This is a genomic window from Limnobacter sp. CACIAM 66H1, from assembly GCF_001601825.1.
In the GTDB taxonomy this organism is placed as follows: Bacteria; Pseudomonadota; Gammaproteobacteria; order Burkholderiales; family Burkholderiaceae_B; genus Limnobacter.
In genome coordinates this window covers 21,693-33,307 of sequence record NZ_LUJK01000037.1, presented here as the reverse complement: position 1 = coordinate 33,307, position 11,615 = coordinate 21,693, and the positions used below count along the sequence as shown (strand labels likewise).

10 protein-coding genes are annotated in these 11,615 nt (G+C 54.4%); 1 reads left to right on the top strand and 9 read right to left on the bottom strand.

Translation table 11 applies throughout. The features are described from left to right. The 6 genes from A0129_RS11190 to A0129_RS11165 form a co-directional block, all read right to left on the bottom strand. Nucleotides 1–342: type VI secretion system tube protein Hcp (locus A0129_RS11190; protein ID WP_291715009.1), on the bottom strand; the 342-nt coding region annotated here is incomplete at its 3' end. Nucleotides 343–381: 39 nt separating this feature from the next. Next, nucleotides 382–1,872, bottom strand: a complete 1,491-nt coding sequence (gene tssC / locus A0129_RS11185; RefSeq protein WP_291715007.1) for a type VI secretion system contractile sheath large subunit — start codon at nucleotides 1,870–1,872, stop codon at nucleotides 382–384. 2 nt (nucleotides 1,873–1,874) lie between these two features. Then, entirely contained in the window at nucleotides 1,875–2,387 is a 513-nt protein-coding gene (gene tssB / locus A0129_RS11180) for a type VI secretion system contractile sheath small subunit (RefSeq protein ID WP_105027591.1), read from the bottom strand. Nucleotides 2,388–2,432: 45 nt separating this feature from the next. After that, nucleotides 2,433–3,524 (bottom strand): type VI secretion system ImpA family N-terminal domain-containing protein, encoded by a 1,092-nt coding sequence (locus A0129_RS11175; RefSeq protein WP_291715005.1) that lies wholly within the window; start codon nucleotides 3,522–3,524, stop codon nucleotides 2,433–2,435. Nucleotides 3,525–3,605: 81 nt separating this feature from the next. After that, nucleotides 3,606–4,967 (bottom strand): glutathione-disulfide reductase, encoded by a 1,362-nt coding sequence (gorA, locus tag A0129_RS11170; protein ID WP_291715003.1) that lies wholly within the window; start codon nucleotides 4,965–4,967, stop codon nucleotides 3,606–3,608. Between the two features lie 639 nt (nucleotides 4,968–5,606). After that, nucleotides 5,607–7,754 carry an FAD-dependent oxidoreductase gene (locus A0129_RS11165; protein ID WP_291715001.1) on the bottom strand — a complete coding sequence of 716 codons (2,148 nt, stop codon included), beginning with the start codon at nucleotides 7,752–7,754 and terminating at the stop codon, nucleotides 5,607–5,609. Nucleotides 7,755–7,910: 156 nt separating this feature from the next. On the opposite strand from A0129_RS11165, the gene A0129_RS11160 reads away from it, so the two are divergent. After that, a complete protein-coding gene (locus tag A0129_RS11160; RefSeq protein ID WP_291714999.1) occupies nucleotides 7,911–8,726 on the top strand; it encodes a class III extradiol ring-cleavage dioxygenase in 816 nt (271 codons plus the stop codon). Nucleotides 8,727–8,741: 15 nt separating this feature from the next. On the opposite strand, the gene A0129_RS11155 is transcribed toward A0129_RS11160, so the two are convergent. From A0129_RS11155 to senA, 3 genes are all read right to left on the bottom strand, one after another. After that, entirely contained in the window at nucleotides 8,742–9,332 is a 591-nt protein-coding gene (locus tag A0129_RS11155; protein ID WP_291714997.1) for an NUDIX domain-containing protein, read from the bottom strand. Between the two features lie 62 nt (nucleotides 9,333–9,394). Beyond that, nucleotides 9,395–10,327 (bottom strand): ZIP family metal transporter, encoded by a 933-nt coding sequence (locus A0129_RS11150; protein ID WP_291714996.1) that lies wholly within the window; start codon nucleotides 10,325–10,327, stop codon nucleotides 9,395–9,397. 96 nt (nucleotides 10,328–10,423) lie between these two features. Beyond that, complete coding sequence (senA, locus tag A0129_RS11145) at nucleotides 10,424–11,614, bottom strand: selenoneine synthase SenA (RefSeq protein WP_291714994.1); 1,191 nt, start codon at nucleotides 11,612–11,614, stop codon at nucleotides 10,424–10,426. Between the last annotated feature and the right edge of the window lies 1 nt (nucleotide 11,615).

Here is an 11,615-nt window from a genome sequence, read left to right as displayed (position 1 = left end):
AGAACCACCCTGGCTTACGTTGGAGATGATGACGTCTTTCATGGTCAGCACAACATATTCCAGTGGCTTTTCACCTGCCTTGCGCACGGTCAGAATGGCTTCGTCGAAATGCTTGCCGTTGCAACATGCCTTGATCAGGTTTGGCGTTGCCTTGTCAATGTACTTGGTGAAGCTGATGTCCTGCACGCTGACTTTGCCTGCACCACCACCACGGCCCACATGGGTTGTGCCCGACTGGGACATGCCCCAGCTCCAGGCGGCAATATCGATCTCTTTGGCATGTACGCTGTCTACGGATTCGCCATCTACACCCTTGATTTTCAAAAACATGTCTACGGACATTTGATTCCCTCTGTAATTGGTTGATTAATAATTCAAGTTTTAAGACGCTTTGGCGGATGGCAACTTGCTGACCAAACGCAAAGACACGGTGAGGCCCTCTAGCTGGTAGTGCGGGCGCAAATAGAATCGTGAGGCGTACATGCCGGGGTTGCCCTCTATTTCCTCAACAACCACTTCGGCTGCGGCAAGCGGACGAGAGGCTTTAACCGCCTCGGAGGAATTTGCAGGATCGCCGTCCACGTATTGCATGATCCAGTCTTGCAACCAGCGCTGCATGTCGGCGCGTTCCTTGAATGAACCCACTTTGTCGCGCACGATGCACTTCAGGTAATGCGCAAAGCGACAGGTGGCAAACAGGTAAGGAAGACGGGCAGCCAATTTCGCATTGGCTGTTGCGTCCGGATCTTCGTACTCGGCAGGTTTGTGCAAAGACTGCGCACCAATGAAGGCTGCCAGATCACTGTTCTTTTTGTGAATCAGCGGCAAGAAACCGCTTTTGCTAAGCTCAGCCTCACGACGATCGGAAATGGCGATTTCAGTGGGGCACTTCATGTCCACTCCACCATCGTCAGTGGGGAAAGTGTGCGTGGGCAGGTTGGGTACTGCGCCGCCCGATTCAATACCGCGAATGCGTGAGCACCAGCCGTACTCCTTGAATGATCGGTTGATGTTCACCGCCATGGCATAAGCCGAGTTGGCCCAGGTGTAGCGGCTGTGATCGGCCAGACCCGTGTCTTCTTCAAAAGCGAATTCCTCCACTGGGTTGGTTTTTGCACCGTAGGGCTGACGGGCCAGAAAACGTGGCATGGTCAAGCCGAGGTATTTGGAGTCGTCTGCGTCGCGCAAGCTGCGCCAAGCGGCATAGTCGGGTGTGGAAAAAATTTTGGTCAGGTCGCGTGGGTTGGCAAGTTCTTGCCAGGAGTCCATTTGCAAAGTGGCCGGGGACACTGCCGACAAGAACGGGGCATGTGCAGAGGCGCTGATTTTCGCGAGTTCGCCCAGCATTTCCACATCGGGAGGTGAGTGATCGAAGTAGTAATCGCCAATTAGGCAGCCATAAGGTTCACCACCGAACTGACCATATTCATGCTCGTAAATTTTCTTGAACACCGGGCTTTGATCCCAAGCCACACCCTTGTACCGTTTCAAGGTTTTGGCCAATTCGGTTTTGGACACATTCATGAAACGAATTTTCAAGAATTCATCGGTTTCAGTGTTGTTGACCAGGTAATTGAGGCCGCGCCAGGCACTTTCCATTTGCTGGAAATCGGCATGATGAATAATTTCATTGATTTGTACGGAAAGCTTTTGATCGATCGCGGCGATCATTCGCTCGATGGAATCAACCACATCGTCGCCCACCAGCTCCACCCCTTCAAGCGCCTGCTGCGCCAGGGTAAGCACCGCGGACTCTACTTCAGACCTGGCCTCATCGGTTTTCGGTTTGAATTCTTTTTGCAACAGGGAAGACAGTTCACTGCCCTCAAGTTCGATGACATCGAGCGCACGGTTTTGAAGTTGTTCAGACATGATTACTCACCTTCAGGGGAGGTTGATTCAACAGGCTTGACGCTGGTTGACAGGCTTTTCAGCAAGGCAGGGTCAGCCAGCAGTTTTGCCAGCAACTCTTCAGCACCATTTTTGCCATCCATGTAAGTGAGCAGGTTGGACAGTTGCTGGCGTGCCTCCAGCAACTTGCGCAGAGGTTCTACTTTTCGCGCAATCGCTGCAGGGCTGAAATCGTCCATCGATTCAAAAGTGATGTCGACTGCCACATTGCCTTCGCCGGTGAGGTGGTTGGGCGCATGGAAGGCCACGCGCGGCTTGATGCTTTTCATGCGTGCATCAAAGTTGTCGACATCCACTTCCAGGAAATCACGCTCGGCCACCGGTGCCAATGGCACCTCGGATTTTCCGGACAAGTCGGACATGACCCCCATGACAAAAGGCAGCTGAACCTTTTTCTGTGAACCGTAAACTTCAACGTCATACTCAATTTGTACGCGGGGTGCACGATTGCGCCCCACAAATTTTTGTCCGCTCATTGATCAATCTCGCAAGTAAGAAGAATGGGTAAACGCAGGGCGACTTTAAGCATCTTCCTGCTCGAGAGAATCGGGATTGACTCCCATGATTTTTGCCACCTCGGCCAAGGCCTCTGGCGCAAGGTCTTTCATCAACTGCATGAAGTTTTTGTCGATCAGGCGACGTGCCCTTTTCAAGAGAAGCTGCGCCGGATTGGTCGGCTCGGCATGCTCAAGGTAAGTACACACTTGATCAATCGCTGCCAAAGCCTGAGCACGGGAATGAATTCCTGCCGAAACCATTGAGGGTGCGGGCTTGCTCGAATTACAGCTTGAATCGAACAAAGCACTGTGTGGCACAGCGGCCGGGTTTTGTTCCATTTGGGGTTCGGGCAGGCAGGACAGCACATGGTTCAGCAACACACCGAATTCGGAAAGTTGCGGCAGCCGATCCGCTTCGACATGTTGGGCCAGCGCGGCGAGAATTCTGTTCAAGTAAAGCTGGCTGCTCAACAACATGGCACGCAAGGCTTCAGCCTTGCCTTCCGGTGACCGAAAGAACAGCTCGATTTGCTCGCGAGACACGGGCACTTCAGTGCCTGGAGAATTGCCAGTGAGCGCTTCGAAGTCTTTTAGGCGAATGTCGCCAATTCGCGGATTTCCAACCACGACACAATTGCGCAGGGATTGAAAAAATGAGCCGCCGAATCCAAGCCCTTCAATGACGTTGATGCGGGCATAGGGATCGCCATCATCGAGAGGTGGATTGACGACAGACCATGCCGTTTCGAGCAGGCTGGCCAGCGCACCTAAACTTTCTGGCAAGGTTTGCAAACCACCCAGATTCAAGCGCGACTCAGCCCACAACACCACCAAGCGCAAATCTCGACTGCGCTCCAGCAATTGCACGGCACCGGTTTCTACAGCACTCCAGTCGGGTGGTGTTGCTGCTTCAAACTGGGTTTCTGGCTTGCCTCGGGCTGCTTGTTGCAGTTCAAGAAATGCGTTGTCGTATTCAAGATTGGGGCCACAGTCACCCTGCACAAAGGGTGCCGCCCAGGAAGGTGCAAGCAATGCCTCTGGTTCAACTGATGTTGCCGGGGTTGATGAAAATTGAGAAGCTGACACGTTGCGCAGAGGCCCTAATGGTAAAACCATGCGGGACTCTAGCAACGGAATTTGAAGTTGGCGATGGGTCTAACTCGAGCACCATCACCACATGTAGTGATCGAGTGATGTCTATCCGACTTTGCGGGTCAGTTCACGCAACAACACCCACTCCTCCGCAGAGCTTGGATGAACGGCAATGGTGCGATCAAAATCGGCTTTGGTCGCACCCATGGTGTACAACACGCCCAGAAGCTGGATCATCTCGGGGGCATCGTCTCCAAGCATGTGAATACCGACTACTCGGTCAGTGACATCATCGATCAGCAACTTCATGTAGGTTTTCTGTTCACCGCCCGAGAACTTGGTTTTCATGGGCGTGAACTCTGTTTCATACACACGGGTGGGTGCGCGCTTGGCAGCCTGTTCTTCGGTCAAGCCAACACTGCCAATGGGCGGTGAGGTGAAAGTGGCTGTGGGCACGCTGCTGTGATCCACCCAGAGATTTTTCCCGTTGAACTCATTTTCAGCCAGTGCGCGCCCTTCTGCGATGGCCACAGGTGTCAGGTTCACACGGTTGGTGACATCGCCAACGGCATACACACCTTTAATGCCAGTGTGGCTGTATTTGTTCACTTCAATTTCACCGGCAGGCCCCGTACGCAGGCCAATGTTTTCGAGTCCCAAGCCTTGCGTGTTGGGGCTGCGACCTGTGGCATTCAATACAAAATCAAACGTGTGCGCTCCTGCTGCGGTTTGCAATTCAAACGAGGCCCCTTGCTGGCCAAGTGATTTGAAATCGGTGTCGGGAAACAATTGAATGCCTTGCAGTTTCATAGCGGTGACCAAGCGATTTCGAATGCCTTCATCGAAACCGCGCAAGGGCAAGTCACCACGATAGAACACCGAGACCTCAGAACCGAGGCCGCGCAATATGCATGCAAATTCGAGCGCGATATAACCTGCGCCAATCACACCCACACGTTTGGGCAACGTAGAAAGATCAAGCAGTTCATTCGAGGTTGCGGCAAGCTCAAGTCCCGGAAATGCGCCGCGATTGGGCGCTGCGCCACTGGCGATCAAAATTCGCTGGGTGTTCAACACCCGATCGCCCACATGAACTTCTGTGGTGGACTTGATGACGCCATGGCCGCGAATGGTTTCAACCCCACTGTTGTCGAGCATGCGGGCGTAGATGCCTTCGAGCCGGTCAATTTCCTTGCCTTTGGCTTCTTGCCATTGGGCCATAGAGAATTCTGCTTGTGTTACTTGCCAGCCGGGCTGCAAACCTTCTCGCAGGGTTTGACCAAACTGTGCGGCATACATCATGAGTTTTTTGGGCACACAACCGCGAATAACACAGGTGCCACCCAGCCGGCTTGATTCGATGAGTGCGACTTTGGCGCCATAGCTGGCCGCGCGGCGGGCGCTGGCCACTCCACCTGAACCACCGCCGATGACGACGAGATCGTAAGGTGCGTTGGGTGTGCTCATTGACTTCTCCTTGGGTGCTGCATTGAAGGTTCATTGTACCGCGAGGAGCTTGGGGCGATCTTCGCGAGTGACCTTTGCGCGGGTTACTTGTGTCGCACTGAACTGGTTTATTGGGAACTGAACTTGAAGGGTCACCTCTGCCCGAAAACTTGGCATTTCGGCTCGTCAGCTTGAGCCTGCACTAAGCCAAGCCCTCCAAAAGTAACTGTCGGGTCTTGGCTTTCGCGCCCGGGCGCGATCGTTAGTCTCGGCGCACCAAGCCGGCAAGTTTTCTGACTGGTCATCGTGCGACCCATTGCAAGTTCAGCTCCCAGCCACTCCCGTGCGGCGCTTCTCCACCACCACGCAACTCTCGGTTGGCTTCACCGCCCAATCGGCGGCGGTGTTTCGATCGCTTCGCCCTCAAGAAAACCTGCCCTTGCGTGCCGAGCAGGGCCGGTGTTGCCCAATATGGGCGACAGAGAACGGACCCGACCCGCAGTTTAGGAGGGTCGTTCTCAGGCATCGCAAGGCTCAGCAAGGGATCAACAGGTTTTCTGGCGAAAGATCGGAACCCAAGCCGAGAGGGCGATTAGAACGCAACGAGAGATCGAAACCCAAGCCGAGTGGGCAGTTAACGAACAGTCGAGGAAGCTTAGTTTATCCCAACCGCCAGGCATGGTACTTGCCCAACCACAGCAGCACTTTCTCCGGCGCATGCGCCCGCTTCCACTCACCCGCAGCGTATTTGTTGGCCTCAGCCAATGTGGGGTAGGTGTGGATGGTGCCCAGAATTTTGTTCAAACCCAAACCATGTTTCATGGCCAACACAAATTCAGCCAACAAGTCGCCTGCATGCACGCCAGCAATGGTCACGCCCAGAATTTTGTCCTTGCCCGGCACGGTCAAGACCTTCACCACACCGTGTGCATCGCTGTCGGCAATGGCGCGGTCCAGGTCGTCAATTCCATAGCGTGTTACCTCGTAGGCAACGCCCTGCTCCTTGGCATCCTGTTCATTCAAACCCACGCGGGCCACTTCAGGATCAGTAAAAGTGGTCCAGGGAATGACTGAATAATCGGCCTTGAATTTTTTAAGATGGCCGAACAATGCATTCACAGAGGCATACCACGCTTGGTGCGCAGCCACGTGGGTGAATTGATAGGGACCCGCCACATCGCCTGCTGCAAAAATATTGGGGTACAAGGTTTCAAGGTACTCATTGGTGACCACGGTGCGGTTGGTCTCGATACCCAGTTTCTCAAGGCCATAGCCGGTCAGGCGTGCTTTGCGACCCACCGCGCAAATCACATCATCAAATTCAATTTCAACGGTGTTGCCTTGGTGTTCGGTGACCAATACTTTTTGATCGCCTCTGCGCTCAAATCGAACTGCTTTGTGTCGGGTCAGAATGTTCACTCCGTCAGCGCGCATGGATGCAGCGGCCAGGTCTGAAATTTCGGGATCCTCGCGCACCATGATTCGATCGCCCAGTTCAACCTGGGTTACTTGTGAGCCCAAACGTGCAAAAGCCTGGGCCAATTCGCTGCCAATGGGGCCACCGCCTAGTACGACCAAACGTTTGGGCAGGTCGTCGCGTTTTGCGAATTCGTCCCACAAGGTGTCGCTGGTCAGGTAACCACTGGTTTCAATACCAGGCAAAGGTGGCACCACCGGTTGGGCGCCTGCAGCAATCACAATACTGCGAGTGGTCAAGCGGCTGGTTTCACCGCTGTTGTGTTTGATTTCAACAGTCCAGGGATCGACAATAGTTGCATAGCCCTGAATCACATCCACTCCCAAGCCGGTGTAGCGTTCTACGCTGTCGTGCGGCTCGATCGCTTTGATGATGTCGTGCACACGGGCCATGACCGCCTTAAAGCTGAAGCTGGGCGTGGCTGCATGCAAACCATATTTGTCGGCATGGCGCATTTGGTGAGCCAGCTTTGCACTTTTAATGATTGCCTTGGAAGGCACGCAACCAAAGTTCAGACAATCGCCTCCCATTTTGTGGGCTTCAACCAGGGTCACTTTGGCCTTCACTGCAGCAGCAATGTAAGAGCTCACCAAACCCGCTGCACCCGCACCAATCACCACCATGTTGCGATCAAACTTAACCGGCCTGGTCCATTGGGCATACACCTTGCGGGCCTTGATTTTGTCGGTCACTTTTTTTGCAATCAGCGGGAAAATGCCCAACAACACGAATGAAAGGATGAGGCCAGGGGAAAGAATGCCTGCGAGGCTGTCGATTTTCGCAAGTTCGGTACCGGCATTCACGTACACCACGGTGCCTGCAAACATGCCAAGCTGGCTGACCCAGAAGAAGGTGAAAGCCTTCATGCTGGTCAAGCCCATGAGCAGGTTGATCAGAAAGAACGGGAACACGGGCACCAAGCGTAGCGTGAACAGGTAAAAAGCACCCTCTTTTTCAACCCCTTCATTGATCGCTTTCAGGCGGTTACCAAACTTGGCTTGCACAGAATCGCGCAGCAGGTAACGCGCACCAATAAAGGCGAGCGTGGCACCAATGGTGGATGCAAACGACACCAGAATCAAACCTTGCAGCAAACCGAACAGGGCGCCTGCAGCCAGGGTCATGACTGCGGCACCAGGAATTGAAAAGGCGGTCACCAGTACATAGGCTGCAAAAAAAACACCGGCAACCAGCCAGGGAGATTCCGCCTGAAATTCACTGAACTGCTCAAGACGACTTTTCAGGCTGTCGAGTGTCAGCAAACTGTGAAGATCGAAGGCAAACACCGCCACAACAGCTGCAACAATGAGCAGCAGAACAATTTTTTTCATGTCAATTCCTTGGTTTTCTACGCAGTGTGTTGCCAATCATGCATCGTCTGGGCAACTTGTACAGATAGTTTCGGCGAGTCGTACAAAAAAGTTACCTCGATCTTGAAAGATAGTCGCGTTAATCTAGGTCAACACGATGACCGCTGCACTTCGACCATGAGCACAACCATTCATTCAATTTTTATCAGCCACGGCGCACCCACTTATGCACTGGAACCCGGCCTGCCCGGCCAAGCCCTGGAAACCCTGGGACAACAACTGCTTGCCCAAGGTACGCGCGGACTGATTGTTCTAAGCCCTCATTGGCGTAGCGCCAAGCTGGCGGTGACCAGCCACGAAGCGCCCGTGATTGTTCACGACTTTTATGGTTTTCCAAAACCGCTGTACGAACTGAAACCGGAAATTTGCGGTGCGCCTGAACTGGCATCGCAACTTGCAACACATTTGGCCGAACACGGTTTAAGCGCCGAATTGCGCCCACAACAAGGTTTTGATCATGGGGCCTGGGTGCCCTACATTCACCTGTTCCCAAATGGTGGCCCGCCCATGTTGCAACTCAGTATGCCGGTGGACTGGAATGGCGAAACTGCATTGAATATGGGTGCCTTGGTGGGTGAATTTGCCCGCCATGCGAAAGCAGTGGTGATTGGAAGTGGCAGCTTGACGCACAATTTTGATGACATGGACATGCGCGCCGCAAAGGCAGGAGATGGTGGGCAGGCGCAAAACCTGCCTTATGTGCACGAGTTCAACACATGGGTTCAGGAACGCCTGCGGGCGTGCGACAGCAAGGCGATTGCGCGCGCGGAGCTTGATGCACCGCACTTTGCACGGGCCCACCCGGACGACGACCACTACCTGCCCCTGCCTTTTGCCATGGGTGCAGCGGGGAACAACTTCAAGGTCAATGTGCTACCCGAGGATGTGCGTTACAAAGCCCTGTCGATGCAAAGCTTTGCATTCACCGCTTAACCTGGTCGGCTAATATCAAGACAGTTGAGTGGCACTGCAGTTGATGGTCTCAGGCAGCACACCGTCTTGCAGGGCTTTTTTCAGCGACTCTAAACCCCGGCCCCACAAAGGTACTTGCGTGGGCTGGCCTTGCACGGTGGGCACAGTGAGTGGATCTTGCGCGGCTTCATCGTATTGATTAATGGCGCGCACCAAATCAAGGTGACGCACCCACACCCACTGACTGCGTTCTATGTCCGCACACTGGCGGGTTTGAGCGATTTCATCGACTGATTTGAAAGGCACCTGCGCGGTGTACAGGTGAAACGGCACACCGGGCGAGATGGAAGGGCCTTTGAGCTGACTGATGTCGATGTCAGCACTGCTGTATGCGCAATTGGATTCTTCGGTGAACTCTCGAACAGCAGTTTGTGCGGGCGACTCGCCCTTCTGCGCACTGCCGCCCAGCGTGGCCCAAGCGCGGCGCGTGGGGTGCGGGTCAAAAGCCATCAAGTGCACAGCCTCGCCGGCCACACAACTGTAGGCGATCAGCCCGGCGGGCGGCGCGTTGCTCGATGAGCAGGCAACAAGCGTGAACAACAGCGGCACTACAAACAACAAACGCATGGTGAAAGCAATCCTGAATGTGGAGTGCTCATTATTACCTGCTTACATGACACCTTGCGAGATCAGGCACCCATCCAGCCCAATGCAATGGCTGTAAGCACGGTGGATACACCGGCCGTGTAAATTGTTTTCAGTTTTCCAGTCATTTTGATGCTCTCCGGAATTATTTCATTACAAACCACAAATGCCATCGCACCGGCGGCAAAAGCCATTGAAGCGGGCGTACCCATGGCCCATGAATCGGCAGTGATGACCCCCAAACCAGCGCCCAGTGGTTCAACCAACCCTGTGGCCAATGCGGCCAGCGCAGCAAGCGCTTTGTGCACGCCAATGCTCCACAAGGCTGTGGCCACGATCAAGCCTTCGGGAATGTTTTGCAAACCGATCGAGAATGCCGTGCCGGAGGCACCGTTCAGGTTGCCTGCACTGGCACCCACTGCAAAACCTTCCGGTACATTGTGCAAAGCAATGGCGATGGTCATCAGCAAGGCCATGCGCAGGCGTTGATTGCCCGCCATTTCCGAGCCTGTCACGGGGTGTTCATGCGGCAGGGTTTGGTCAAGCACTGTCATCACACCGTAGCCTGCTGCAGTGGCCACCAGCACCACCATCAAAGCGCCTTCCGTTTGAATGGCAGGGATAAACAGGGACATCACCGCTGCGGCGGCCATCATGCCGCCTGCGATCGCGATGAACAAACCCAAGCCTTTGTCATCAATTTTTTTCATGACCAGCAACGCCATGCCGCCAAGGCCGGTGGCGGCGCCGGCAATGGCCGAGAACTCGACTGCCTGAAGCTTCGATGGGCTTGCCGCAATGTACTGAACCGCAGCCCAAACCGCAGGTGCGCCTTGTGTGACGATGAGGTACAAACCCAGCGCAACAATCAGAATACCCACCACGCCACGCACAGCGCGAAACGCACGAACGGCATCCAGCTCGGCTTGGTCGGCGATGTTCAGACCTACAATTTTGGTCATTTGATGAAAACTCATGACGGGCTCCCGTGCTTCAAAGGCTTGAATACACGGTTAGTTTGCCCGAGAGCATATTATTCGTCTAACGGATAATTTCTTTGAAGTTAATCGTTTTTACCGATTAATAGCGCAGGTTCTGAAGCCGGACAACACGTCTTGCCGGTCCGGTTGAAAATAGTTGCGGTATTTGGGGTGAACCATTTCGGCAGAAGTGGCCCAACTCGCCCCCTTCAATACCTTTCGGTCATGAAACCAGGGTTTGGAGTAATCGACATAAGGGTGCATTTTGAACCCATCGAAGGGAAGGAAGGTATTGGCAGTCCATTCCCACACCTGCCCCCACTGCATATTGGCTTGTGTGTGTGCGGCATATTCCCATTCGGCCTCAGTGGGCAACCTGCGGCCTGCCCACTGGCAATACGCCTGGGCATCCAGCCAACTGATGTTCTCGGCCGGCGCACTGAGCTTGAGCGGTGTTTTCTGACCATAACCCAGGTTAATCCAGCCACCGTTTTCAAATGCAACAAAGGCAGGCACAGGGTGTTGGGTGGCCTGGACAAATTCAAGATACTGCGCCCAGCTGACCGGACGTGAATCGATGGTGAATGCCTGTATCTGAACCACACAGGCGGGTACTTCGTTGTCGAATGCAAAACCCTCGCCTTGCCAGCCCAGAGTCCACCGGCTGCCTGGCAGCTCGAGCTGAACCAAGTCGCCGCACTCCTGAACGCCGGGCCTGCATGCGTTGTGGGGGCGCAATGGAATATTCAGCAACTTGGCCATGAAGACCGCGGCTTCGTTGTGCATTTGTTCATGCAACACACACAGGCGGAAAAAATAAAGGTACTGATCGGCATTGCCGGGGTCGCTGGCACACAACGCATCAGCCTGCTCCAGCAACTTCAATGTGTCGCGCAACGAGGCGGCCAGATAATCACGGGTGCCTTGCAAATCGGGCAAACCGATTTCCCAGCGGGTGTCATGCGCGATGGTGCTTGAATTCAGACGCGCATCGGCATTGAACAGGCGAGACTCCAGCTTGGGTGCATCGGGATTGCACTGCACACCCAAGGCCCAGTCAGGGTTGCGGGCCAACCACCAGTCTTGAAACCAGGCCACATGACACAATTCCCAGAGCGGCGGGTTTAACTCGGGGCGGCATGGCACTGTGCACTCATGTCCCAGAGCATTCACGTAGTCCTCGAGCAAGCCCAAGGTGCGCTCGCGCGTGCGCAACAAAGCGTCGCGAAGAAAGGCGGCGTTTGCTGTTCGGGCCAACTGGGCTGGATGGATGCGGCTGTTCACA